This window comes from Lysobacter sp. A378, from assembly GCF_054052125.1.
The window spans coordinates 1,198,553-1,221,168 of record NZ_JBSVRK010000002.1; the positions used below are offsets into that span (position 1 = coordinate 1,198,553).

Annotated in this window: 26 protein-coding genes and 1 pseudogene; 12 read left to right on the forward strand and 15 right to left on the reverse strand. The window is 64.4% G+C overall.

Features of this window, described 5'->3' with window-relative positions:
- Positions 1–201 precede the first annotated feature (201 nt).
- The 5 genes from ACW7G1_RS11275 (at position 202) to ACW7G1_RS11295 (ending at position 3,314) form a co-directional block, all read left to right on the forward strand.
- Positions 202–792: an NADPH-dependent FMN reductase gene (locus ACW7G1_RS11275; protein WP_456979795.1), complete on the forward strand. Its 591-nt coding sequence runs from the start codon at positions 202–204 to the stop codon at positions 790–792.
- Between the two features lie 161 nt (positions 793–953).
- Positions 954–1,676 (forward strand): hypothetical protein, encoded by a 723-nt coding sequence (locus ACW7G1_RS11280; RefSeq protein ID WP_456979796.1) that lies wholly within the window; start codon positions 954–956, stop codon positions 1,674–1,676.
- Positions 1,677–1,726: 50 nt separating this feature from the next.
- Positions 1,727–2,134: a hypothetical protein gene (locus ACW7G1_RS11285; protein ID WP_456979797.1), complete on the forward strand. Its 408-nt coding sequence runs from the start codon at positions 1,727–1,729 to the stop codon at positions 2,132–2,134.
- A gap of 123 nt (positions 2,135–2,257) precedes the next feature.
- Complete coding sequence (locus ACW7G1_RS11290; RefSeq protein ID WP_456979798.1) at positions 2,258–2,635, forward strand: response regulator; 378 nt, start codon at positions 2,258–2,260, stop codon at positions 2,633–2,635.
- Between the two features lie 49 nt (positions 2,636–2,684).
- A complete protein-coding gene (locus ACW7G1_RS11295; RefSeq protein ID WP_456979799.1) occupies positions 2,685–3,314 on the forward strand; it encodes a response regulator transcription factor in 630 nt (209 codons plus the stop codon).
- 37 nt (positions 3,315–3,351) lie between these two features.
- Here the strand turns inward: ACW7G1_RS11295 and ACW7G1_RS11300 are convergent, their stop codons facing one another.
- The 6 genes and pseudogenes from ACW7G1_RS11300 to ACW7G1_RS11325 all read right to left on the reverse strand — a co-directional run.
- Complete coding sequence (locus ACW7G1_RS11300; RefSeq protein ID WP_456979800.1) at positions 3,352–4,107, reverse strand: alpha/beta fold hydrolase; 756 nt, start codon at positions 4,105–4,107, stop codon at positions 3,352–3,354.
- Between the two features lie 63 nt (positions 4,108–4,170).
- Positions 4,171–4,584, reverse strand: coding sequence for an organic hydroperoxide resistance protein (locus ACW7G1_RS11305; RefSeq protein WP_456979910.1), 414 nt, complete (start codon positions 4,582–4,584; stop codon positions 4,171–4,173).
- A gap of 36 nt (positions 4,585–4,620) precedes the next feature.
- Positions 4,621–5,127 carry a cytochrome P460 family protein gene (locus tag ACW7G1_RS11310; RefSeq protein ID WP_456979801.1) on the reverse strand — a complete coding sequence of 169 codons (507 nt, stop codon included), beginning with the start codon at positions 5,125–5,127 and terminating at the stop codon, positions 4,621–4,623.
- Between the two features lie 23 nt (positions 5,128–5,150).
- Complete coding sequence (locus tag ACW7G1_RS11315; RefSeq protein ID WP_456979802.1) at positions 5,151–6,200, reverse strand: alpha/beta fold hydrolase; 1,050 nt, start codon at positions 6,198–6,200, stop codon at positions 5,151–5,153.
- Between the two features lie 52 nt (positions 6,201–6,252).
- Entirely contained in the window at positions 6,253–6,441 is a 189-nt protein-coding gene (locus tag ACW7G1_RS11320; protein ID WP_456979803.1) for a hypothetical protein, read from the reverse strand.
- Between the two features lie 183 nt (positions 6,442–6,624).
- Positions 6,625–6,741, reverse strand: a pseudogene (locus tag ACW7G1_RS11325) (pirin family protein); the annotation flags it as partial.
- Between the two features lie 66 nt (positions 6,742–6,807).
- Between ACW7G1_RS11325 and ACW7G1_RS11330 the strand changes: the two are divergent.
- From ACW7G1_RS11330 to ACW7G1_RS11340, 3 genes are read left to right on the forward strand one after another with little or no spacing between them, the layout of a single operon-like run.
- Complete coding sequence (locus ACW7G1_RS11330; protein ID WP_456979804.1) at positions 6,808–7,464, forward strand: thiopurine S-methyltransferase; 657 nt, start codon at positions 6,808–6,810, stop codon at positions 7,462–7,464.
- Between the two features lie 39 nt (positions 7,465–7,503).
- Complete coding sequence (locus ACW7G1_RS11335) at positions 7,504–7,974, forward strand: hypothetical protein (protein ID WP_456979805.1); 471 nt, start codon at positions 7,504–7,506, stop codon at positions 7,972–7,974.
- Positions 7,975–8,029: 55 nt separating this feature from the next.
- Positions 8,030–8,530 carry a hypothetical protein gene (locus ACW7G1_RS11340; RefSeq protein WP_456979806.1) on the forward strand — a complete coding sequence of 167 codons (501 nt, stop codon included), beginning with the start codon at positions 8,030–8,032 and terminating at the stop codon, positions 8,528–8,530.
- A 25-nt stretch (positions 8,531–8,555) separates the two neighbouring features.
- Here ACW7G1_RS11340 and asnB read toward each other — a convergent pair whose 3' ends face one another.
- Together asnB and ACW7G1_RS11350 are read right to left on the reverse strand one after the other, a co-directional pair.
- A complete protein-coding gene (gene asnB / locus ACW7G1_RS11345) occupies positions 8,556–10,250 on the reverse strand; it encodes an asparagine synthase B (protein WP_456979807.1) in 1,695 nt (564 codons plus the stop codon).
- A gap of 303 nt (positions 10,251–10,553) precedes the next feature.
- Positions 10,554–11,459, reverse strand: coding sequence for a LysR family transcriptional regulator (locus tag ACW7G1_RS11350; protein ID WP_456979808.1), 906 nt, complete (start codon positions 11,457–11,459; stop codon positions 10,554–10,556).
- Positions 11,460–11,589: 130 nt separating this feature from the next.
- Here ACW7G1_RS11350 and ACW7G1_RS11355 point away from each other — a divergent pair, with 130 nt between their 5' ends.
- The 4 genes from ACW7G1_RS11355 (at position 11,590) to ACW7G1_RS11370 (ending at position 16,622) form a co-directional block, all read left to right on the forward strand.
- A complete protein-coding gene (locus ACW7G1_RS11355) occupies positions 11,590–12,456 on the forward strand; it encodes a pirin family protein (protein ID WP_456979809.1) in 867 nt (288 codons plus the stop codon).
- Positions 12,457–12,499: 43 nt separating this feature from the next.
- Positions 12,500–13,120 (forward strand): NADPH-dependent FMN reductase, encoded by a 621-nt coding sequence (locus ACW7G1_RS11360; protein ID WP_456979810.1) that lies wholly within the window; start codon positions 12,500–12,502, stop codon positions 13,118–13,120.
- 130 nt (positions 13,121–13,250) lie between these two features.
- Entirely contained in the window at positions 13,251–14,183 is a 933-nt protein-coding gene (locus ACW7G1_RS11365) for a rhodanese-like domain-containing protein (protein ID WP_456979811.1), read from the forward strand.
- A 105-nt stretch (positions 14,184–14,288) separates the two neighbouring features.
- Entirely contained in the window at positions 14,289–16,622 is a 2,334-nt protein-coding gene (locus tag ACW7G1_RS11370; protein WP_456979812.1) for a M20/M25/M40 family metallo-hydrolase, read from the forward strand.
- A gap of 25 nt (positions 16,623–16,647) precedes the next feature.
- Here the strand turns inward: ACW7G1_RS11370 and ACW7G1_RS11375 are convergent, their stop codons facing one another.
- The 7 genes from ACW7G1_RS11375 to ACW7G1_RS11405 are packed head-to-tail and all read right to left on the reverse strand — an operon-like array spanning position 16,648 to position 22,592.
- On the reverse strand, positions 16,648–17,733 hold the full coding sequence (locus ACW7G1_RS11375) for a HoxN/HupN/NixA family nickel/cobalt transporter (protein ID WP_456979813.1): 1,086 nt from the start codon (positions 17,731–17,733) through the stop codon (positions 16,648–16,650).
- Positions 17,734–17,774: 41 nt separating this feature from the next.
- The gene (ureG, locus tag ACW7G1_RS11380) at positions 17,775–18,521 is read right to left on the reverse strand and encodes an urease accessory protein UreG (RefSeq protein ID WP_456979814.1); all 747 of its coding nucleotides are present in this window, start codon (positions 18,519–18,521) and stop codon (positions 17,775–17,777) included.
- Positions 18,514–19,341, reverse strand: a complete 828-nt coding sequence (locus tag ACW7G1_RS11385) for an urease accessory protein UreD (RefSeq protein ID WP_456979815.1) — start codon at positions 19,339–19,341, stop codon at positions 18,514–18,516. The genes ureG and ACW7G1_RS11385 overlap by 8 nt, the downstream gene beginning before the upstream one ends.
- A gap of 25 nt (positions 19,342–19,366) precedes the next feature.
- Positions 19,367–20,038 carry an urease accessory protein UreF gene (locus ACW7G1_RS11390; RefSeq protein ID WP_456979816.1) on the reverse strand — a complete coding sequence of 224 codons (672 nt, stop codon included), beginning with the start codon at positions 20,036–20,038 and terminating at the stop codon, positions 19,367–19,369.
- 10 nt (positions 20,039–20,048) lie between these two features.
- Positions 20,049–21,758: an urease subunit alpha gene (locus ACW7G1_RS11395; protein WP_456979817.1), complete on the reverse strand. Its 1,710-nt coding sequence runs from the start codon at positions 21,756–21,758 to the stop codon at positions 20,049–20,051.
- On the reverse strand, positions 21,751–22,293 hold the full coding sequence (locus ACW7G1_RS11400) for an urease subunit beta (protein ID WP_456979818.1): 543 nt from the start codon (positions 22,291–22,293) through the stop codon (positions 21,751–21,753). The genes ACW7G1_RS11395 and ACW7G1_RS11400 overlap by 8 nt, the downstream gene beginning before the upstream one ends.
- Complete coding sequence (locus ACW7G1_RS11405) at positions 22,290–22,592, reverse strand: urease subunit gamma (protein ID WP_456979819.1); 303 nt, start codon at positions 22,590–22,592, stop codon at positions 22,290–22,292. The genes ACW7G1_RS11400 and ACW7G1_RS11405 overlap by 4 nt, the downstream gene beginning before the upstream one ends.
- Between the last annotated feature and the right edge of the window lie 24 nt (positions 22,593–22,616).

Consider the following 22,616-nt stretch of genomic DNA (forward strand, 5'->3'; position numbering starts at 1 on the left):
GTCGGTTTTCTCCAGGGCCCACCGCCGCAGGCGCATTGCAGAGCAATATTCGACGCCGGGGAACCGCTTCGCATGCGGGTCGACACCATCGTGCAATGGATGCAGATGGCCGACTGTAGTCAGATCGTCGCCACACGGTCGCTCCTCCGGACACACAGTCCGATGAAAGAAAGGACCGCACCCAACGGCGAGGACAGACACATGGCAGTTCCGAATATAGCCATCATTATCAGCACTACACGCTCAGCCCGCTTTGGCGACAAGCCAGCGAAATGGATCCACGACCTGGCCGCTTCCAGGGCGGACATGCGCACGGAGGTGGTCGACCTGCGCGACTACCCGATGCCATTCTTCGACGAGCCGGCGTCAAATGCCTGGGTCCCCTCCGAAAGCGAGGTGGCGCAGCGCTGGCAGCGAAAGGTCGCGGAGTTCGACGGTTACATCTTCGTCACCGCCGAATACAACCGCAGTATCCCCGCCGCCCTGAAGAACGCCATCGACTATGCGTATCCGGAATGGAACCGCAAGACCATGGCCCACGTCGGCTACGGGAGCGTGGGCGCGGCCCGGTCGATCGAGCACCTGCGGATGATTGGCATCGAGCTGCAGATGGCCCCGGTACGTACGGGCGTCCACATCCAGGGTGGCGATTTCGTCGCCGTCCTCCAGCAGGGCAAGGATATCGCCGAGCTTGATTACCTCGAACAGAACGCCAAAGCCATGCTGGACGAACTCCACTGGTGGACGAGCGCCCTCATGGTGGCCCGGGCAGCTGCACCCGCGACGAACTAGTACCAATCCGCGACCCGCGACACTTTTTTCGACAGCCGGATCGGGTTGTTGATGTTTTGACGGAAACGACAGCGCTTGTGCGCACCGAATCCGTCGGCTACCCGGGCCCGTCCCCCTCCGGGCCCGGGTGGCCACCTTTCTTCAACGTGGAGTGCACAGACATGAGCAGACTTTTGAATGCGGTATTGGAAGCCCACGGCGGCATTGATCGCTGGAACGGGTTCAGCCAGTTGGAGGCCACCATCGTCACCGACGGCCAATTCTGGAAGATGAAGTCGGTTGAGCAAGACCAGAATCCGCGCCGCCTGACCGCCAAGCTGCATGAGCAGCGCGCCTTCCTGGCGCCATTCGGCGACCCCGACTGGCATCTCGATTTCGCCCCGCAATATGTGGCGATCATGAAAAGCGACGGCACCCCGGTCATCCGCACCGACAACCCGCGGGCGCCCTTTGCCGGTCATGAAATGACCACGCCCTGGGACCCTCTGCAACGGGCGTACTTCAGCGGCTATGCGCTGTGGACGTACCTCGGGACACCTTTCGTGCTGGCGCGCGAGGACGTGGAGGTCACGGAGATCGAACCCTGGACGGAAGCGGGCGAGACCTGGCGGGTGCTGCGCGCACGGTTTCCCGACGCTATCGCCACGCACAGCGCGACCCAGGACTTCTTCTTCGGCGACGACTTCCTCCTGCGTCGCCACGACTACAACGTCGATGTCGCCGGCGGGTTCGATGCCTCGCAACTGGTGTTCGACTACATCACTGCGGACGGCGGCATCCGTTTGCCGGGCAGGCGCCGCGCCTACACCCGCGATGCCAACCGGAATCCGGTGCTTGATCCGCTCATGGTGTCGATTGACATCAGTGACGTCCGCTTCTCATAGGAACGTGACTCCATCGCATGATCATCATCATATGGTTCCACGTCGCGACGATGATGCTGGGTTTTGCCGCGCTGACGGCTTACGACTTGGTGTTCGTGGTCTCATCCAACTCGAAAAGTTCCGAGTTCATCAAAACCGCCCTACGCCTTTCGAAACCCGCGGGACTTGCGGGGAAGGTCATGGTGATTGCCGGCGTGTTCTCCGGCCTTCACCTGGCGTCCCCCTTCGGCTATGGCTCGGCCTGGTTGATCGGCGCGTACCTGCTCGTGGCCATTGCGGTCATCCTGGGTGTCGCGATACTTGATCCCGGGCGCAAGCGCTTGTTGTTGGCCGCTCGCGCTGGCGACGGGCAAGTCGCGGGGTTTCACTTGGGTGTGCTGCCGGTTGCGGTGCTGTACATCAACTCGCTTTGCTGGGCTGGAGTGATCTGGCTGATGATCGCGAAACCTCAGCTATAAGCCATCCGAGTCCCTGCAATCGCCGGAAACCGACACCAAAGTAGGATGGGCGGACCCTGATGGGATGGCGCATCCTCATTTGACGGCGGGCGGCGATCAAGATCACACAATGGAGATGCTTTGATGGGTTTACCTCTGCTCGTTTCGGTAGTCGATGACGATGAGTCCGTGCGCGAATCGTTGCCCGACCTGCTGAGGGAGTTCGGATTCTCGGTCCAGGTGTTCTCGTCGGCTGAGGCGTTCCTGGCGTCTGGTTATCTGGACGCGACCAGATGCCTGATCCTCGACATCGCCATGCCGGGCATGTCCGGGCCTGACCTGCAGCGAGAATTGAAGCTGCGACACATACACATTCCGATCGTCTTCATTACAGCGCATGGCGATGCCGCCGTGCGTCCACGCCTACTGGAACAGGGCGCCGTGGAGTGCTTGTTCAAGCCGTTCAGTGAGGCCGATTTGCTTAAAGCGCTCAATGCCGCCGTCCACACCCAGGAGGTCTAACATGTTGAGTTCAGCCAATACTTCCGTCAGGGAGTCGAGGTTATCGGTCATGCCGCAGATCACCCCGGTCGTCTTCGTTGTAGACGATGACATTTCGGTACGTGAATCGCTGGAGCTGCTGATCAGCTTCGCGGGCTGGCAACCGGAACTGTTCGGATCTGCGCAGGAATTTCTGGCCCATCCGCGGTCAACGACTCCGAGCTGCCTGGTACTCGACGTCAATCTTCCTGATCTCAATGGCCTCGACCTGCAAAAGCGTATTGCGGATGATCGAGTCCACATGCCGATTATCTTCATCACGGGCTATGGCGACGTGCCGAGCACGGTACAGGCCATGAAAGCGGGCGCTGCCGAATTCCTGACAAAGCCGTTCGACGATGAAGTGCTGTTGAGCGCCATCGGCAATGCCATTGAGGACAGCCAGGCCGCCCTCGACCATGAGGAGAGCCTGCGGTTGCTCCGGGAGTCCTATGCATCCCTCACCCCTCGCGAGCGGGAGGTCCTGGCGATGGTCGTCGCAGGCCGGTTGAACAAGCAGGTCGCGGGTGATCTGGGCATCAGCGAAATCACGGTGAAAGCGCATCGTGGCAAGGTTATGCGCAAAATGAATGCCCGCACCTTTGCGAACCTCGTAAAGATGGCAGCGAGACTCTCGCTGCCATCCGGCATTCAGGGCTGAGGGGAACGCGCGGTTCTCGTTTCGCGTTGAGTTGCCCCTAATATCCGGTCGCGGCCGACTCGATCAGCCGCGCGACGGGGCCAGGATTCGACACCATCACTACGTGGGAGCCACCCTCGATGACTTCCACCTTCCTGGCATCGGCACGCTTGGCCATGAACGCCATCGCCTGCGACGGAATGTTCTTGTCCGCGGTGCCGTAGATGAACCAGGAAGGAAGGGTCTTCCACGCCGGATTCGACGTCGGCTCGTTCAAAGCGCCTTCCGTCACCGGTCGCTGCGTGGCCGCCATCAGCGCCGCCTGTGCTTCGGGAACATCGGCTGCAAACTGATCGTGGAACTTGTCCTGCTGGATGTACAGGTCCACGCCACCGTCGAAGAGCTTCACCGGAGGCGCAAGCGTCGGCCCGAGCGTGCTTCCGGGAAACTTGCCCGAGAGCCCGACAGCGGTTTCTCCCGCATCGGGCGCGAATGCGCTGACATAGACCAACGCCTTGACGTTGGCATGCCCGTTGGCGGCGTCGGTAATGACATTGCCGCCGTATGAGTGCCCGACAAGGACCACTGGCGACTGGATGCCGCCCACGACGTCGGATAGGGACTGCGCGTCGACCCGGACACCGCGCAGCGGATTGGCCGGGGCAACAACGGGATAGCCGTCCTTTTTCAGGATCTTGATGACCCCATTCCAGCTCGATGCATCCGCGAACGCACCGTGCACGAGGACGATCGTGGGCTTGACCTCCTGGCCGAGTGCATTCGGTCCAACGACCATGGCGGAAGCGAATGCCAATGTGGCGACTATCTTTTTCATGTCAGGTCTCATTTGATTTCTGGGAAAATCGGTGACGGGGGATCAAGCCAAATCGATCGTGACGTCGATGTTGCCTTGCGTTGCCTTGGAGTACGGACAGGTCTGGTGCGCCTCATCAACCAGCGCCTGCGCGACATCACGGGGCAGGCCAGGCAGCGAGACATGCAGGCGCGCCTGCAACAGATATCCGTCGCCGGTCATGCCGAGATCCACCTCTGCGTCAATCGCCGTCTCTTGCGGTAGCGTGATTTTCCGCTGCCTGGCGGCGATCGCCATCGCACCCTCAAAACACGCTGACCAACCTGCGGCGAACAATTGCTCGGGATTGGTGCCCTTACCTGCGGTTCCCGGGGAGGACAGCTTGACCTCCAAACGACCATCGTCGCTCCGCGAGGCGCCATCACGCCCTCCCGTGGTATGGGTCTTGGCGGTATACAGAACTTTCTCGATCTTGATCATGGGGTCATCCTCGGTGTGCTGATGGGGGCTGCGTCAGGGTGCCAATCGGGTGAAGACGAAATCGTGTTCTTGCACGCGCGCCTCATGGCATGCGAAGCAAGTGCGGTGTTGCGCTTCGTCAGCGGGCTTGCCGTCGACGAACCGGCCAAAACCCCACCCACCCGTGGACGCATACTTCCTGGAATCCTTGACCATGATCTGAACCGTCGTCGCCGCTCCGGGTATGGAGGCCGGTTCGAATTCGGGGGACTGGACATGCTTCCAGGCAAGCTTTGCCAGGACGGTGCCATCCGGGAATGGCAGCGTTCCCAGACGGTATGCCTCGACCGCCCGGTCGTTCCCCAGGACAGCCCGGAGTTCATCCAGCGGTTCCGCTTCCACGGCAGGCGCGATCAGCTGCCATTTGCGATAGTCGTCGGGAAGCGTGACGCCGTAGATCGGCGACGCACGTTCACTACCAGCGCCGGCTTCAGCCGCGAACAGCACCGACATCGAGCATGCCGCGACACCGGCAAGAACGGAGAGAAGAGTCAGTTTCATCATGTGCTCCCTTATCTTTGCGCTCAGAGCGCAGCGACATCGACGATTGCCTGCGTGAACGCCTTTGGAGCCTCTTGGGGCAGGTTGTGACCGATGCCGCCCTTGATGAGACGGTGCTCATACTTGCCGGTGAATCGCTTGGCATAACTGGCCGGTGGCGGATGTGGCGCGCCATTGGCATCGCCCTCCATCGTGATCGTCGGCACCGCGATGGCAGGAAACCCGGCAAGCTGCTTCTCCAAGGCGTCGTACTTGCGTTCTCCATCCGCGAGTCCAAGCCGCCAGCGATAGTTATGGATGACGATCGCCGCGTGGTCAGGGTTTTCCAAGGCCCCTGCACTGCGATGGAAAGTGGCGTCGTCGAATGACCACGTCGGAGACGCGAGCTGCCAGATGAGCTTCGCGAAGTCGTGCCGGTACTTCTCATAACCGGCAGCGCCACGGTCGGTGGTGAAGTAGTACTGGTACCACCACTTCAACTCGGCCTCGGGTGGCAGCGGCGCTTTGGCGGACTCCTGGCTGCCGATGAGGTAGCCGCTTACCGAGACAAGCGCATTCACCCGTTCCGGCCACAACGCCGCCACGATAGCGGCCGACCGCGCGCCCCAGTCAAAGCCTGCAACGATTGCCTTCTCGATCCCGAGCGCATCCATCAGTGAGATCACGTCGGTGGCGAGTGCCGAGGGCTGAGCGTTGCGAAGCGCCTCGGGCGAAAGAAAGCGGGTAGTACCAAAGCCGCGCAGGTGCGGGATGATCACCCGGTATCCCTTCGCCGCGAGTGCCGGGGCGACGTCGATGAAACTGTGGATGTCATAAGGCCAGCCATGCAGGAGAAGCGCGACGGGCCCACCGGCGGGACCGAGCTCCACGTATCCGACATTGAGCGGGCCGGCATCGATCTGCTTGATCACTTTGAACGACGCGTTCGAACCACTCGTGGACTTTGCCTGGCCCGGTTTCGTGCTGCCAAGCTGCGCGTGTGCAACACCGATCATGCCGAGCTGTGCGGCGATAACTGCACTTGATGCAACGCCCAGGAAGTTGCGGCGGTCGAAGTTGAATTTATTGGACATGGGTTTGCTCCCGGTGGAGATAGTTCATGGTCGAAATGGTTTCAAGGTGATCTCACGCGTCATCGAGTACTGTCATGGCCGCGCCCACGCAGTCGTCCGGAACGAGCAGCTTCATGCCTGCACTTCCGCCTTCCAGACTCACACCGATTCCAGCCACGATTGCCGGAATACCAAATGTCGCCAGGGCGATTTTCGCCAGATCGGCTTCAAGCCTTGTCGGGTAGGTCTTGATGGTTCTCATTGATCCATTGCTCCGGGCCCTTTCGGATGCGCCACGAAATGCCATGCGTCGATCAAAACAGAAGCATCGAAGCGGAACGATTGGACGATGGTGTCGGTCAACACCTTGGTATCGATACCTCGCAGCGTTGCTGCCACAGCTCACTGAGGCGCGCCCGGCACCGTCTGCGCGCAGGCGCTCGAAGCGCTCGGAATGGGTGATGCCCTTGCCGGCGGTCATCCAGTTGACCTCGCCCGGATAGATGTTCTGCTCCGAGCCGAGACTGTCGCGATGGGTGATCTCGCCGTTGAACAGGTAGGTCCTCGCGCGGCAGGCCCGGCGCCAGGTCTTTCGGACCCATGCGGTCGAAGAAATGGAGGATTATCCGTGGAGCCCGAATTCTGGCAACAACGTTGGCACGAAGGCCGCATCGGCTTTCATCAGGACCGCGAGACGCCGTTGATGCTGAAACACTGGCCTGCCGTGCACGCAGCTCCGAGCAGCCGGGTGTTCGTGCCATTGGCGGGCAAGAGCCTCGACATGGCGTGGTTTGCCGCACGGGGCCACCGCGTCCTCGGGGCCGAATTGTCGGCCACAGCCATCGGGCAGTTCTTCGCCGAACATGCTCTGGAGCCGGAAGTTACCGAATCGACCGTTGGCCGGCATTACCGCGCCGATGGCATCGAGCTGATCCAGGGCGACGTGTTCGCGCTGGGCACCGCCACCCTCGCTGACTGCAACATCGTCTACGACCGCGCGGCGCTGATCGCGTTGCCGCCACCGATGCGCCGTCGCTACGTCCGTGAGGTGTACGCGAAACTTCCGGCCGGCTGCCGCGGCATGCTGATCACCCTGGAATACCCGCAGGCCGAGAAATCCGGCCCGCCGTTCTCGGTCGAGGAAACCGAGGTCCGCGAGCTGTTCGAGCCTCACTGGAATGTCGAGGTACTGGAGCGTCGCGACATCCTCGCCCAGCAACCGCAATTCATTGCGGAAGGCGTCACTGCACTGCAGACCGTGGTGTATCGTCTGCATCGGCGATAGCCACGCGACAACCGGATATTGACTACCCAAGGAGGGGATATGCAGACCACCGCCCGGGCAGCCGTACAGACACGGCCGGCCAATATCGACGAATTGATTCGAACCATCCAGCTCGAATTCCCCGACGCCAGAATCCGCATTACCGGAAGGGCACGCACGATACGAAGGCAAGCGGAGCTCATGGCGCAGCGGATCCGCGTCAGCCGGGGGGAGTTCCTCACCACCTACCGCATGACGCGGCACATCACCGAGATGGACGAGTGGTTCCGCGGCTATCCGCGCGCGACCGAGACGGAGACGGTCGATGCCTTCGAGGCCTTGATTGAGCAGGCCCGTGCCCGCGGCGCCCAGGTCTCCAACCATCTGTCCAATACGGCCCGCGACATCAGCTGGCCAAGCGGCAGCCACCGCGAACTCGACCTGATCGAGGCCCGGATCCAGGAACTCGGGGCGTCGGTCCTGCGCGAACCCCGCGCTGCAGGAGGGAGGCACTGGCATGTGGACTGGTAATCGACTTCGCTGTTGGGCGACACCACGGGCTGCATTGACGACACTGGTCGCCGCATTGCTGCTGATCGCCTGCGCCGCGCCCGGTGGCGCTGCCACGGACACTCCATCCGACGCGCCGGTTGCCGCGTGGTGGTACGACATCGAGTTCGCGCCGAGCTCCACAACCATCACCGGAGTTCCAATCGACCGTTTCAATCCGTCCTGGACGCAGGCCAGTGCGCTCGACGACGCCCTGCTCCACGGCCGCATCCCGGAAATGGCGATCGCCCACTACGCGGAATCCGGCTTCTCCTTCCGGCTGCATTCGCAGCTGGACAAGGCCAAGGGCGGCGAAGAGGTCTTCGTGGGCGTGTTTGAAACCGGTTCCGGCAGCAACGGCCGCTTCCTCGCGATTACCCGCGATGGCGCCCTGGTGCAGCATTTCGAGTATCCCGGCGAGGCCGGTTTCAGCGCCCTGCAGGCCAACGGCACGGACGAGGTCCGCTGGTACTCGTGCATGGAATGCGGCGACTACGAGTCGCTCAGATGGTCAGGCCGGTCCTACGTCCTGGAGTGACCGACCCGGCCGACACCGGGAAACCCTAGGCGATCGCCGCGGCATGCACTCCGGCGACCGCCCTGCCCGACGGGTCGGCCGCATCGGCAAACGCCGCATCCCAGGCAATCGCGGCGGGTGACGAGCAGGCGATCGACTTGCCGCCCGGCACCGTTTGCGCGCAGGCCTCGCCGGGGAACAATCGCTCGAAGATCCGCCGGTAGAAATACGCCTCCCGGCTTTGCGGCGGGTTGACCGGAAACCGGTTTGCCGCGGCCGCCATTTCGCGATCGCTCACCTGCGCGGCGGCGTGCGCTTTCAGGCCATCGATCCAGCCGTAGCCGACGCCATCGCTGAACTGCTCCTTCTGCCGCCACAGGATCGAGTCCGGCAGGTAGCCTTCGAAAGCTTCACGCAACACGGCCTTCTCGATCCTTCGCGTCCCGTCGGCTCGGGTCCCGACCATTTTCGCGGTCGCGTCCATCCTCATCGCTACTTCGAGGAATTCGACATCGAGGAACGGCACCCGCGGCTCCACGCCCCAGGCCATCATCGACTTGTTCGCGCGCAGGCAATCGTAGTTGTGCAGCGCGTCGATCTTGCGCACCAACTCTTCGTGAAACTGGCGAGCATCGGGTGCCTTGTGGAAGTACAGGTAGCCGCCGAAGATCTCGTCGCTGCCCTCGCCTGACAACACCATCTTGACCCCCATCGCCTTGATCCGCCGCGCCAGCAAATACATCGGCGTGGACGCGCGGATGGTAGTCACGTCATAGGTCTCGACATGCCGGATCACCTCCGGCAATGCGTCCAGACCTTCCTCGATGGTGTAGGTGAAACCGTGGTGGACGGTGCCCAGCGCCTCGGCGGCGATCTCGGCAGCTGCCAGGTCGGGCGAGCCTTCCAGGCCGATCGCGAAGGAGTGCAGCCGCGGCCACCAGGCTTCGGAGCTGTCATCGTCCTCGATGCGCTTACGTGCGAAGCGTGCCGCGCAGGCCGCCACCAATGACGAATCCAGGCCACCCGACAGCAATACCCCGTAAGGCACGTCGCTCATCAGTTGCCGGTGCACCGCGGCCTCGAAGGCTTCGCGCAGTTCGCGCGGGCTGACCTCCACGCCCACGGTGGCGTCGTGCTCGCGCCACGGGCGCTGGTAGTACGGCACCGGTTCACCGCTGCGGCTGTCGTAGTAATGCCCCGGCGGAAACTGGGAGACATCGTTGCAGACCTCCACCAGCGCCTTCATCTCCGAAGCCACGCACAGCCGGCCGCTGCCGTCGTGACCCCAGTACAGCGGCACCACGCCGATCGGGTCGCGCGCAATCAGGTAACGCTGGTGCTCCCGGTCCCACAACGCGAACGCGAAGATCCCGTTGAGACGGTTCAGCCAGCCGGCGATATCGGCATCCTCCCGAAACAGCGCGCTTATGACCTCGCAATCCGAACCGGTCTGGAAGTCGTAGGGCTGCTCCAGCGAGGCCTCGAGCTCGCGGTGGTTATAGATCTCGCCATTGACCGCGAGCACCAGTTGCCCATCGGCCGAACGCAGCGGTTGCGAGCCGCCAGCCGGGTCGACGATGGCAAGGCGCTCGTGGACCAGGATCGCGCCGTCGTCCAGATGCACCCCGCTCCAGTCAGGACCGCGGTGACGCTGGCGTTGTGACAGTTCCAACGCCCGCTGCCGCAGTTGCAGGAGGTCGTCGCCGGGTTGCAGGCCGAAGATGCCGAAGATTGAACACATGGGTTGGCTCCGTGAGGACATTGAGGCGCAGAAAATAAAAAGGCCCGCACTTCGCAGTGCAGGCCTTGGGGATCGATTGAGCGTTTGTCGCGTTCGCTAATCGCCGGCCTGCGGGAGGCTGACGTTATTATTCGAATTGAACTGCACAGCACAATGCGCCGCACACGGACCGGAACCGGTCACTGCGGACGCGAATGCAAGCTGGGAGACAACGAGGATCATTGGCCGATCCTGCTCCATATGCCTACCGCGCGCAAGCACTCGCCCGAAAGGTGCCTGCATCTGCGCAAGTGTCCCGTGGCTTCAGTCCTGATCAAGCTGCTCGAACCGCCTCGCCAGGTAGTCGATCAGGCTTCGCACCGAGGGCAGCAGTCCGCGCCTTGACGGAAACACGGCATGCACGATGCCGCTTCGTGACGCCCATTCCGGGGCGATCTTCACCAGCGCGCCCTGCTTCAACGCGTCACTGACCACCATGGTCGGCAACTGCGCGATGCCGACGCCACGAATCGCGGCGACGCGCAGGGCATTCATGTCATCGGTGACCAGCCGGGGCTGGTGCGGGATCGCGACCGAGGCACCTTCCGGGCCTTGCAGCGACCAGACATGTTGCGGTTGCGGCGGTCCGAGATCCACGCTCGGCAGGCCGGTGAAATCGACCGGCATCATCGGCAACGTGTGGCCGGCCAGCAACGCCGGACTGGCCACCAGGCATGAGGTGCGTACGGCCAGCACCCGCATCACCAGGTCGCTGTTTTCCAGTGGTGGCGTGCGTGCGCGGATGGCCACGTCGATGCCTTCGCCGACCACGTCCACGCGACGGTTGGTCGCCTCCAGGTGAACGGATACTCCCGGGTGGTCGACCATGAAATCGGCCACCATCGCGCCGACGTTCGCGTCCAGCAAGGTGATCGGGCACGTGAGGCGGACGATGCCGCAGGGTTCGGAGCGGGTCAGGTCGATGGCTTCCTGCGCCGCCTGCGCCTCCACCAGCATCGCCTTGCAATGCCCGTAGTACTGCTGGCCAATTTCGGTGACCGAAAACCGACGCGTAGAGCGCTGGATCAGGCGCACGCCCAGCCGCTCCTCCAGCATCGCGATGCGCCGGCTGAGCTTGGATTTGGGGACACCCAGCGCACGCCCCGCCGGCGCGAAGCCGCGGTGATCGACCACTTGCACGAAGTAGTACAGATCGTTGAGATCCTGCATGGCGACCGCCTCATCGTTCTTTAAACAGAACGATGAGGATAGGAAACGGGGACTTCCGGATCAATCGTCATGAAATTAAGCTATCTCCATCGGCCCAGAACCATCCCGGCCCAGCCAACAGGAGATCAAGGTGAAGAAGGTCCTCGGCATCTACAGCGCCCCAAAGCCGCATTGGGTGGGCGACGGCTTCCCCGTCCGCTCGATGTTTTCCTACAACAGCCACGGCGCGCACCTGAGCCCGTTCCTGCTGCTGGACTACGCCGGACCGATGAAGTTCGACCCGGCCGCGCAGCCACGTGGCGTCGGCCAGCATCCGCACCGTGGTTTCGAGACCGTCACCATCGTCTATGAAGGCGAGGTCGAGCATAGCGATTCCACCGGCGCGGGCGGCAAGATCGGCCCCGGCGACGTGCAGTGGATGACCGCCGCGTCCGGGATCCTGCATGAGGAGTTCCACTCGCATGAGTTCACCCGCACCGGCGGCACGCTGGAGATGGTGCAGCTGTGGGTCAACCTGCCGGCGAAGGACAAGATGAGTCCGCCCGGTTATCAGAACCTGCTGAACGCCGACATCCCGTCGGTAGCCCTGCCCGGCGACGCCGGCCGGGTCCGGGTGATTGCCGGAGAGTACGCCGGTCATGCGGGACCGGCACGCACCTTCACCGCCATGAATGTGTGGGACGTGCGCCTGGACCAAGGCCATTCCAGCGAATTCGAGCTGCCCGAAGGCCATACCGCGGCGCTGATCGTCCTGCGCGGCACCGTGCAGGTCAACGGCAGCCAGATCGCCCGCGAGGCGCAGATGGTGATGCTGGACCGCGCCGGCAGCGACGTGCTGCTGGAAGCCAACAGCGATGCCACCGTGCTGCTGCTCAGCGGCGAGCCGATCGACGAGCCGATCGTCGGCCACGGCCCGTTCGTGATGAATACCCAGGACGAGATCCACCAGGCGATCACCGACTTCAACAGCGGTCAATTCGGACGGATGCCGCACTGACTGACACGAAACCCCCACCTCGACCACTCTCAAGGAGCACCACGTGAAACCCCAACTCCATGTCGTGATTGCCAGCACCCGCCCGGGCCGTGTCGGTCCTGCCGTAGCGCGCTGGTTCAGTGATTTCGCTGCCGAACACAGCGCGTTCGACGTCAAGCTGGTCGATCTGGCGGACTTCAACCTGCCGGTCTACGACGAGCCAACCCACCCCGCCATGCAGCAATACGAGCACGCCCACACCAAGGCCTGGTCGGCCAGCGTGTCGGCGGCCGACGCGTTCGTGTTTGTGACCCCGGAGTACAACTTCAACCCGCCGCCGGCGTTCGTGAACGCGTTGAACTACGTCTACCGCGAGTGGAACTACAAGGCCTGCGGTTTCGTCAGCTACGGCGGCGTGTCCGGCGGCCTGCGCGCGGTGCAGATGGCCAAGCAACTGGTCACCACCCTGAAGATGATGCCGATGGTCGAAGGCGTTGCCGTGCCAATGGTGGGCCAATCGCTGGACGAACAAGGCATCTTTGTTTCCAACGAGTTGATTGACCATTCCGCGCAGCAGATGCTGGACGAACTGGCCAAGTGGACAGGCGCGCTGGCAAGCCTGCGCCCGCGGGCAGCCGAACCCACGCAAGCCGCATCGGCCACACCGGTGGCAACACCGGCCTGACCGCACCATCGACAGGCATGTCATCGGGCGCAAGGCAGCGGTTGCTCTTGCGCTCGCCTGCGCCGATATGAACAATCACCCTGGAAGCCTGCCCTCGTAGAAACCTGCGCTCGCAAGAGCCTGGAACCCCATGGATGCATTGATCCACCTGATCGAGAACTACGGCTTGTGGGTCGTGTTCATCGCCGTCCTGCTGGACCAGGGCGGCGTTCCGGTGCCGGCGTATCCACCGATCGTCGTGACCAGCGCCATGGCCGTGCAGTCGGGCGACAGCCTGTGGTCGATCCTGCTGGTCTCCACCGTCGCAGCCGTGCTGGCCGATGCGTTCTGGTATGCCGGCGGGCGCCGGTTCGGCGGGCCGATGATCCGCTTCATTTGCCGCCTTTCACTTTCACCGGACTCCTGCGTCGGCACCACCCAGGGCATCTATTCGCGCTGGGGCGCGCCATCGCTGATCGTCGCGAAATTCATTCCCGGCTTCGCCGCACTGGCCACCACGCTGGCGGGCCAGACCCGGACCGGCCTGGGCCGCTTTGCCTTTTACGACGGCATCGGCGCGGCACTGTGGGCGAGCGTCGCGGTTGCCACCGGCGCGATCTTCCACGAGGCCGTGAACGATGTCCTGATGCGGCTGGAGTCGCTTGGGCGGATCGGTCTGATCCTGCTGCTGGCCGCCATCACGGTATTTGTCCTGCGCAAAGTCTGGAAACGGCAGCGTTTCATCCGCCTGATCCAGATGGCGCGCATTTCGCCGGCCGAGCTGCACGAATTGATGGGAACCGGCATCAATCCACTGGTGCTGGATGTGCGTCCGGCGGATCAACGCCAGCTGTCGGGCTGGATCCCCGGCGCGATCGCGGCCTCCAGCATTGCCGAGCTGGATTTGGCCGCCCAGCCGGAAGTGATCATCTATTGCGACTGTCCCAACGAAGCGTCAGCGGCACTGCTCGCCCGGCAGCTGAAGAGCCGCGGCTTCAAGCACGTGCGTCCGCTGGCGGGTGGATTCGAGGCCTGGAATGCCCACGGCTTTCCCATCGCGCAGGCGTCGCAGGACAAGCGTTGAAGCACCCCCTGCGGCGCTGACCGTCGCCGCGTTGCATGCCATGACGGGTGCAGCCGGATCACGGCTATCATCGGCAGGCCGTTTCCGGTTGGCCTGGGGAAGAAGATGCCGCACACGACACCATCCATTGGCGCGGGTCTGCGCGCAGCCCGGGCTCGACTGACTGGTACTCGACCAACTGAGGCGCGACCGACTGGAGCAGGGCCGGCCGGCTCGCAGCTGGCATCGACCATTCTGCTGGCGTTGTTCGTGCTGGTCGCGGCGTTGTCGCTGCGTGGCAACCGGCCGCCGGCTCCGCTTGGCATGGATGCGCCACCCGAGGCATTCTCGGCCGCGCGGGCAAAACAGGTGCTGGTCCGCATCCTCGGCGATGAACGCCCCCACCCAACCGGCAGCCCCGCCAACGCCGCGGTGCGCGACCGCATAGTGGCCGAGTTCGCACGGCTGGGGATCGATGCCGAAGTCCAGCGTCGCTTTGCTTGCGGCGGCAACACCTGCGCGACGGTCGACAACGTCGTCGCCAGGCTGGCGGGTGCGAGTGCCGAGGACGCGGTATTGCTGTCGGCCCATTACGACTCGGTGGCCGCCGGGCCGGGTGCCTCCGACGATGGCGCCGGGGTCGCGGCGATCATCGAGGTCGCACGTGCGTTGCAGGCCGGCCCGCCATTGCCGCGGGATGTCTGGCTGCTGGCCAACGATGGCGAGGAGCTGGGCCTGATCGGCGCGGAAGCCTTCGCGCGCGAACCGGAGTTCAAGCACATCCGCTCGGCGGTGAACCTGGAGGCTCGCGGCACCACCGGTGCGAGCCTGCTGATCGAGACCCAGCCGGGCAACTCCGCAATCGTCTCGACCGTGCGTCGTGCGCTGTCGCGACCGGGCAGTTCATCGCTGGACTACGAGATCTACAAGACCCTGCCCAACGACACCGACTTCACCGTCTACCGGCGCGAGGGTCTGGTCGGGGTCAACTTCGCCTGGGCCCGGGGCGCAGCGCGATACCACACGCCACTGGATGACATCGCCCACCTGGATCCCGGGTCGTTGCAGCAACATGGCGACAACGCACTGGCCATGGCGCGCGCGCTGGCCAGTGCCACAGTTCCGCTGAAATCCAGTCACGACGCGGTGTTCTTCAACGTGTTCGGGGCCGCGCTGGCCGGCTGGCCGGTCACCTGGAATGTCTGGCTGTTGGTACTGGGCCTGGCCGCCTGGCTGGCTCTGGTAGTGCGGCTGCTCCGCGACGGTACGGTTCGGGTCTTGCCGCTTATTGGTGCCGGAGCCGGCATGTTCGCCGGACTGACCATGTTGGGCGGAATCGGCTGGGCGATCCACTCGGTGATGCAGGCATTGGGGGCGATGCCGGCGGCATGGACGGCCCAGGGCGGCATGCTGGTTGCGACGTTCGTGTTGCTGGCCCTGCCAGTGACCCTGCTGGCGGGATGGCTGCTCCAGCGATGGTGCGGCGAGGCGACCGCTGCCGCCGCGAGCTTGCTTCCTTTTGCGGCCATCGCGATCGCCGCCGTGATGGCGATGCCCGGCGCCAGTCACATGGGGCTGTTGCCGCTGTTGGCCGGCGCACTGTGTGGCCACGCCTGGCCTGGGCGTCATCGCGTGTGGGCGGGAGTCGCGGCGGTGGTCGCCGCGGCGTTGTGGTTCCCCTATGCGGTGGACAGCTACAGCGCCATCGGCCATCCGGGCTTGCCGGCAGCGATGCTGCTGACCGGCCTGGTGTTGCTGCCTCTGATACCGGCGTTGAGGTCGCTGGGCCGCGGTGAAGTCGTGCTGGGTGGCGCGGCGTTGTTGGCGACGATTGCATGCGCCGTGCTGGCACTCGCGCGGCCAGCGTTCGATGCCGATGTCCCGCGACCGATGAACCTGGCCTACGTGGGCACCGATTCAGGCGCGCGGGTGTTTCTGCAACCCAGAGCAGACCTGCCCGCCGGCTTCCTGCGGGAGAACGGATTTGCCTCGGAATCGGAGCGCGTCTTGCCGTGGTCGGGCCGGGGCTTCGCGGGTCCCGATGGCCCGGTACTGACGCCACCGGTCCTTGAGTTGGAACAAGACGTCGTGATCGACGGCAAACGCCAGCTGCGGCTCCGCCTGCGTTCCGTCCGGGGCGCGATCGAAGGCGGTCTGGTCCTGCCCGGCAGCGTCGACGTCGCATCGATCCGGGTCCAGGGCCAGGCACTGGCTCCGTCGCGCTGGCACGCGCAGGAAACCACGTGGCGCAAGATCGCGCTGGTCGGCTTGCCGGACGAAGGCGCGACATTCGAGTTCAAGGTCGCTGCCGGCGAACCCGTCACCCTCTACGCCTATGACCGATCGCACGGTGTGCCGGCCGGGCTGGCCGAAGTGGTGCATGCCCGCGACGCGGTCGCCGTGCCATCCGGTCCCGGCGACTCGAGCTGGTCGTGGACCGAGCTGACGCTGGAGGACTAGCGGCGGTCGCCGGCGCCCATGTAGCTCACGTGTCGGCGGCGCGACCGTCGTCACCCGAATACCGGGATTCCACTTTCGCGATTCTCCAGTAAGCGGATGCCGCGAGCCAGGTAAAAACCAGGATGGCCACGATCACATAGCCCAGGTTCTCGATATCCAGGGCCGCGATCCAGCCCAGCAATCCGGAGCTGCCGGGAAACGCTTCCGCTGCCAGACCGATGAGCCCGAGTCCACCGACCAGGAACGCAACGGCGACCGAGATGATGGTGATCGTCAGGTTGTAATAGACCTTGCGTACCGGCGAGGCGAACGCCCATGCGTAGGCGTGATGCATGATCACGCCATCGAGCGTGTCGACGAGGGTCATGCCGGCCGTGAACAGGATGGGCAACACCAGCACCACGTACCACGGCGCGGTGAGAGCGGCCGTACCACCAATCACGAACAGCGCAATCGTCGTGGCGGTATCGAAGCCGAGCCCAAACAGAAGCCCCACCACGTACATCTTCCACGGCTTGTCCACACGGCGCGCGACCGGACCGAGAATCCGGTTGAGCACACCGCGGTTTGTCAGCAGGCGTTCGAGTTCGGCCTCGTCGAGTTGCTGGCGGTGCATGCTACGGAACACCCGCCAGATTCCCTGCAGCGATACCAGGTTGATGAGGCCGATCAGCAACAGGAACACGCCGGAAACGAGCACGCCCCACACGCTGGCGATCGAGGTCAGTGTCGAGTGCTCAAGCGTGATCTGGCTGGCGAGCACATTGAGTCCCGCCACCAGCAGCAAGACCGTGACGACGACGACGGTGGAATGCCCGAGTGCGAACCAGAAGCCAACCGTGACCGGGTGCTGGCCGTCCTCCGCGACGAGTTTGCGTGTGGTGTTGTCGATCGCCGCGATGTGGTCGGGGTCGAAACCGTGTCTCAGCCCCAGCGTGAACGCGGTAACCGCCAGGCCGGTCCCGAACACCACCTGCCCACCCATGATGTAGTCGCCGGGCAGGACCACCAGGAAGAAGGCGCCCCAGCCGAGGATAAAAAGCGCTGCGTTGACGACACCCATCCCGATCAATGCCGTGAGTTTGCTGGATGTGGGCGGCACCGATCGCATGACGAAAGCTCCCTGGCAGTTCCGGCAAGGCCGGAGCGTCGTTACCGGTGTAGGTGCGTATGGCCGCCGTGTTCGTGACTGTGAACGTGCCCGCCGTCCTCGCTGGCGTGATGGTGCGGTGCCATGGGGCCGGGGTCGCTTGGCGAGTGGGTGCCGTTGACAAACGCGGTGTGAAGCTGCCTGACCCAGTCGCACAGCTGCTTGTCGGTTTCGCGGCGATTCTTCGAATGCGCGAGAACCGGCCTGTCGTCACGCGCGGCCCGCGCATCTTTCAGCATCTGCTCGACATCGACATCGACGTACTCGGCCAGGTCGACCTTGTTGACGACCAGAAGGTCGGCGCGGGCAATGCCAGGCCCGCCCTTGCGTGCGACATCACCGCCGCCGGCCACGTCGAGGACGAACAACTGCGCATCAACCAGCGCGGGGGAGAACGTTGCGGTGAGATTGTCGCCACCACTTTCGACCAGGACGATGTCGAGCGGAGCGAAGTCCTTCTCGAGATCTTCCACGGCCAGCAGATTCATGGTTACGTCGTCGCGAATGGCGGTGTGCGGGCAGGACCCGGTCTCGACCGCACGGATCCGCTCAATGGGCAGCACTCCGGCCGAGCGCAGGAACCGGGCGTCCTCGTCGGTGTAGATGTCATTGGTGATCACGCCAATGCGGAATTCCGCATTCAAGTTGCGGCACAGCGTTGCGATGACGGTGCTTTTGCCGGTGCCGACCGGACCGGCGACGCCGAGGCGCAGCGAGCGGGTTCGCGTGGTGTTCCGGGGATCAGTCAAGACAGTCTCCAGTGGCCGATGCGGTGGCCGGTGCCCACGGCTCCCCCAGCAGCGTAACACCGTGGTCGAGCTGCCGGCGCAGCCCAAGCGTGTCGTCCGCCAGCGCACTCACCAGGACGCCGGGACCTTCGAGGGACAGCAACGCCGCGTCATGCCCCAGCACGCGCGTGCCGGGTGTGCGGGTGTGCCATGCGGGGTCAACGACAAGCACGCTGCCGATGCATTTGCGTGCCCCCAGCACGGCGGAGCTTCGCCATCCTTTCGCTGCCGGGCCGAGGACAAGCTGTTGTTGAAACAGCGAACGACCGGCTCGAATCACGCGCACGTGCTGGGTCAGATGCCCGGGCTGCTCCCGGTGGCGCCCGAGCAACAGCTCCTCGCGCAGGAACAGGCGTGCGTCGGCGGCGAGCGTGATGTCGATCTCATGCAGATGATCACACCCGCGTGCGGCGATGACCGGCTCCGGCAGCCACAAGAACGTTGCACCCTCATCGACCCTGACGGTGATACGCATGTGTGAGCGCCCCCTCCGCGCGCCCGGAAGCAGCAGCGTGGCCGAGATCTCGTTCAGGACCAACGTGCTGCCCGCGCCAACGTGGATGTCCAGCGTGAAATCGTCGCCCCCCAGGGGGCCGGCGGCGCTGGTGGCCAACGACACCCGCGCGATGCCGGTCATGCGATGAACCAGCGGTTCGCGGCCTTTCGGCAGCGTCGGTCGCAGCATGAGGGGGGCGTGGGACCGCAGCACGCGAACGCGGCTCACTGCGCGGCCGTTGTCGCTCACGACCCGCTCGGTCGCCAGCGATGCACGCGCGATCATCGTGGTTGCGCTGCGGGCTGCCGGCTCAGGAGGCAAACAACCGCACCTTCCAGCGGTGGTGATGTTCGGCGGCGATGTCCAGCAAGGGTGAGCCCATCGCCGGCAATTCCATGGGCGGCGTCCGCGCATGGCTGGCCGCCTGTGCGGTCAACTCGTCGAGAAAATCTGTCAGCCGCACGAGTGCCGCGTGTACGGCAAACGGGTCCAGGCTGAGCACCTTCACGGCTGCCGAGGCAGGCCCGGCAACCGCATCGTGCAGCACGACCTGGGCGGCATCACGGGCACCAAGCCCCAGCGCAGCCGCTGCAACCCCGTAGACGACCGGTTGGTGTGGACGCCCCTGCAGGCCCTCGAACAAAACGTGCGGATGGATGCTCGAGGCCGCCCGCAGCAACTGGCGACCCAGTGCGCGCGAAACGGCGCGTGCCGTGGGCGATGGCATGCGGGCATCCAGTTCGATGTCCAGTTCCTTCAGCAGGAGCGCATTGCCCGCGCGGGCAGCCTCGCATGCAGCGGCCGCAAACGACGCGGCGACCAGGCCGGTGGTCGCCGCCCGGCCCTCCAGGAAGCGTTCCACGTCGGCGGCGTCCTTCAAGTCCTGCATATGGACGATCGGCTCGAGACCGCCGGAATGTGCGTAGCCGCCGGCGGGCAACCGTCCATCGGCGAGCAGCAGCAGGGCAGCCCTGGACGGCATCCTGGCCGCGTCAGAACAGGAAGTAGCGCTGCGCCATCGGCAGCTCGGTGGCGGGCTCGTGCTCGATCAACTCGCCGTCCACCCTGACCGCATAGGTGTCGGGATCGACTTCGATGTGCGGCAAGGCCGTGTTCTCAGGCAGGTCCTTCTTCGTGCGTCCCCGGCAATTCTCGATCGCAACCAGCGGACGGTCGATGTTCAAGCGGCCAGCGAGGCCGTCGTCGATGGCCACCTGGGATACGAACGCGACACTGGTGGACGCGGCGGCGCGGGTATGCACGTTGAACCCGAGCCGTTCGAGCACGGGCTGAGGCGTGGGGATCGACGCATTGGGGTCGCCGAGGGCGGCGACGGCCGCCATGCCGCCCTTGAACACCAGTGCCGGCCGCACACCGAACAGAGCCGGCTGCCACAGCACCAGGTCGGCCATTTTTCCCACTTCCACCGAACCGATATGTTTCTCCAGCCCGTGTGCGATGGCAGGGCAGATGGTGTACTTGGCGACGTAGCGGCGTGCCCGGTGGTTGTCGGCACGGCCATCGCCGGACAGGCTGCCGCGGATCTTCTTCATCCGGTGCGCCGTCTGCCAGGTGCGGATCACAACCTCGCCAATGCGGCCCATCGCCTGCGCGTCGGAGGACATGATCGAAATCGCGCCGAGGTCATTCAGGACATCCTCCGCGGCGATCGTGCCGGCACGGACGCGACTTTCGGCAAACGCCAGGTCGTTGGGCACCTGCGGATTCAGGTGATGGGCAACCATCACCATGTCCAGATGCTCGTCCATCGTGTTGTGCGTGAACGGACGGGTGGGATTGGTCGAAGCCGGCAGCACGTTGGGCTCACCCGCAATGCGGATGATGTCCGGCGCGTGGCCGCCACCCGCGCCCTCGGTATGGAACGAGTGGAAGGTGCGCCCCGCCACCGCCTCCAGCAGGTCTTCGACGAAGCCCGCTTCATTGAGGGTGTCGGAGTGGATCGCGACCTGGACGCCGGATTCATCCGCCACCGACAACGCCACGTCGATGGCCGCCGGTGTGGCGCCCCAGTCCTCGTGGACCTTGAATCCGCCGACACCGCCGCGCAGTTGTTCCCACAGGGCCTCGCGCGAAACGGTGTTGCCACGGCCGAGAAACAACACATTGAGGGGCCACGGATCGAAGCCTTCCAGCATCCGCTGCATCCACCACGACCCGGGCGTGGCCAGTGTGGCCTTGGAACCTTCGGTCGGCCCGGTGCCGCCGCCGACCACCGTGGTGGTTCCGGAGGCGAGCGCGATCTCCAGCATCTGCGGACCCACGTAGTGGACGTGGGTGTCGACCGCGCCGGCGGTCATGATCAAGCCGTTGCCGGACATGATCTCGGTGCATGGGCCAATCACGAGATCGGGATGCACGCCGTTCATGGTCTCGGGGTTGCCGGCCTTGCCCAGTGCGACGATGCGACCGTCACGGATGCCGACATCGGCCTTGATCACCCCCCAGTGATCGAGGATGACCGCACCGGTTATGACAAGATCCGGCGTGCCCTCGGCGCGGGTCGCACTCGATTGCCCCATGGACTCACGGATGGATTTGCCGCCGCCAAAGACGGCCTCATCGCCACCCGCGCAACGGTCTTCCTCCACCTCGATCACCAGGCTGGTGTCGGCAAGGCGGATGCGGTCGCCCTTGGTGGGGCCATAGGAGGCAACGTACTCGGCGCGTGCAACCCTAGTCATCGAGTTTGCCTCCACAGAGCCCGCGCAGGCCGAGAACAACGCGTTGCCCCTGGATCGGAACAAGCTCCACTTCCTCGACGGCACCGGGTTCGAACCGCACCGAACCGCCCGAGAGCACGTTCAAGCGTTGGCCCCAGGCCACCGACCGGTCGAACTCGAGGGCGGCATTGACCTCGGCGAAGTGGAAATGCGACCCGACCTGTATCGGCCGGTCGGCTCCGTTGACCACCCTGACGGTGGTCACCTCGAGCCCGATATTGATCTCGATGTCGCCCTCCCCCAGCAGCACCTCGCCGGGGATCAGCGGATCGGATTCTTTCAGTTCACTTGCCGACTCGCGCCGTGGCGCCTGCCGCTCGCCGGTACCCGGGCGGCGCGGCTCGCTTGGCCCGCAGATGCCCGACGACCGGGTCGGACCTTCGGATTCCGACTGGCCTTCCGGATAATCCCGGCCCGGGTCGTCGGAGGCGTGTCGTGGCTCGTCTTGGTTGGCGGGCCGGAAGTCCGGATTCTCGAACGGGTTGGAGGTCTTCATCCCACCGGATCCGTTACGGTGACCAGCTTGGTGCCGTCCGGGAATGTCGCCTCCACCTGGACCTGCGCCAGCATCGCGGGCACGCCCTCCATTACGTCATCGCACCCGAGCACGTTGCGGCCCGACTCCATCAAGTCGGCGACGGTCTCGCCGTTGCGAGCGCCTTCCAGCAGGAACGAGGTGATGACGGCGGTGGTTTCCGGCAGATTCAACTTGAGTCCGCGAGCCTTGCGCTCCAGTGCAAGCTTGCCGGCCAGGTAAATCATGAGCCGTTCTTGTTCGTGCATACTCAGGAACATCGAACCCTCCCACGCGCAGGCCAC

Coding starts and splice junctions, on each gene's coding strand:
- ACW7G1_RS11275 (WP_456979795.1), top strand. CDS start 202: ATGGCAGTTCCGAATATAGCCATCATTATCAGCACTACACGCTCAGCC.
- ACW7G1_RS11280 (WP_456979796.1), top strand. CDS start 954: ATGAGCAGACTTTTGAATGCGGTATTGGAAGCCCACGGCGGCATTGAT.
- ACW7G1_RS11285 (WP_456979797.1), top strand. CDS start 1,727: ATGATGCTGGGTTTTGCCGCGCTGACGGCTTACGACTTGGTGTTCGTG.
- ACW7G1_RS11290 (WP_456979798.1), top strand. CDS start 2,258: ATGGGTTTACCTCTGCTCGTTTCGGTAGTCGATGACGATGAGTCCGTG.
- ACW7G1_RS11295 (WP_456979799.1), top strand. CDS start 2,685: ATGCCGCAGATCACCCCGGTCGTCTTCGTTGTAGACGATGACATTTCG.
- ACW7G1_RS11310 (WP_456979801.1), bottom strand. CDS start 5,127: ATGAAACTGACTCTTCTCTCCGTTCTTGCCGGTGTCGCGGCATGCTCG.
- ACW7G1_RS11315 (WP_456979802.1), bottom strand. CDS start 6,200: ATGTCCAATAAATTCAACTTCGACCGCCGCAACTTCCTGGGCGTTGCA.
- ACW7G1_RS11320 (WP_456979803.1), bottom strand. CDS start 6,441: ATGAGAACCATCAAGACCTACCCGACAAGGCTTGAAGCCGATCTGGCG.
- ACW7G1_RS11335 (WP_456979805.1), top strand. CDS start 7,504: ATGCAGACCACCGCCCGGGCAGCCGTACAGACACGGCCGGCCAATATC.
- asnB (WP_456979807.1), bottom strand. CDS start 10,250: ATGTGTTCAATCTTCGGCATCTTCGGCCTGCAACCCGGCGACGACCTC.
- ACW7G1_RS11350 (WP_456979808.1), bottom strand. CDS start 11,459: ATGCAGGATCTCAACGATCTGTACTACTTCGTGCAAGTGGTCGATCAC.
- ACW7G1_RS11365 (WP_456979811.1), top strand. CDS start 13,251: ATGGATGCATTGATCCACCTGATCGAGAACTACGGCTTGTGGGTCGTG.
- ACW7G1_RS11370 (WP_456979812.1), top strand. CDS start 14,289: ATGCCGCACACGACACCATCCATTGGCGCGGGTCTGCGCGCAGCCCGG.
- ACW7G1_RS11375 (WP_456979813.1), bottom strand. CDS start 17,733: ATGCGATCGGTGCCGCCCACATCCAGCAAACTCACGGCATTGATCGGG.
- ACW7G1_RS11385 (WP_456979815.1), bottom strand. CDS start 19,341: ATGATCGCGCGTGCATCGCTGGCGACCGAGCGGGTCGTGAGCGACAAC.
- ACW7G1_RS11390 (WP_456979816.1), bottom strand. CDS start 20,038: ATGCCGTCCAGGGCTGCCCTGCTGCTGCTCGCCGATGGACGGTTGCCC.
- ACW7G1_RS11395 (WP_456979817.1), bottom strand. CDS start 21,758: ATGACTAGGGTTGCACGCGCCGAGTACGTTGCCTCCTATGGCCCCACC.
- ACW7G1_RS11400 (WP_456979818.1), bottom strand. CDS start 22,293: ATGAAGACCTCCAACCCGTTCGAGAATCCGGACTTCCGGCCCGCCAAC.
- ACW7G1_RS11405 (WP_456979819.1), bottom strand. CDS start 22,592: ATGTTCCTGAGTATGCACGAACAAGAACGGCTCATGATTTACCTGGCC.